This window comes from Mycobacterium sp. E796 (genome assembly GCF_001672815.1).
GTDB lineage: Bacteria > Actinomycetota > Actinomycetes > Mycobacteriales > Mycobacteriaceae > Mycobacterium.
On sequence record NZ_LZKK01000228.1, the window covers coordinates 1 to 627 of the forward strand.

A 627-nucleotide genomic window follows, 5' to 3' on the forward strand; every position below is an offset into this window, starting at 1 on the left:
GGTGGTGGCGGCGCTGCTGCTGATCGCGGTCAGCCGGGTCGCGCTGCGGCCACTGGACCGGCTCACCGCGCTGGCCACCAACATCGCGACGGGTGATCGCGGCCGACGATTGCGCCCGAAGCGCGCCGATACCGAATTAGGCCGTGCCGCAGCAGCTTTCGACGGAATGCTGGAGGCGCTGGAAGCCTCCGAGCGGCGGGCCCAGCACTCGGCCGAGGATGCCCGCCGCGCCGAGGCGGCCACCCGGCGATTTCTCGTCGACGCCGCGCACGAGCTGCGCACGCCGATCGCCGGCATCCAGGCGGCCGCCGAACAACTCGTCAGCAACGCCGGCCAGCAGCACGACGACGCGGCCCGTGCTCAGTACCGCCGTGCCAGCCTGCTGCTGTCCGACGCCCGCCGCGCCGGGCGCCTGGTGGCCGACATGCTCGACCTGAGCCGCATCGACGCGGGACTGCCGCTGGATCTGCAAGACGTCGACCTCGCCGCCGTCGTCGACGCCGAAGCCGACCGGGCGGCCCTGCTGGCGCCGGGCGTCACGGTCATCCGGACCGGCCCGGACGAACTGCGAATGAAAGCGGACCCGACCCGGCTGGCGCAGATCCTGTCCAACCTGCTCGACAACGC

The 627-nt window shown here is 72.9% G+C and carries 1 protein-coding gene; it reads left to right on the forward strand.

Features of this window, described 5'->3' with window-relative positions; all coding sequences use genetic code 11:
* Positions 1–627 (forward strand): HAMP domain-containing sensor histidine kinase (locus A5706_RS16740; protein ID WP_156767180.1); only part of this gene is annotated, 627 nt, incomplete at both ends.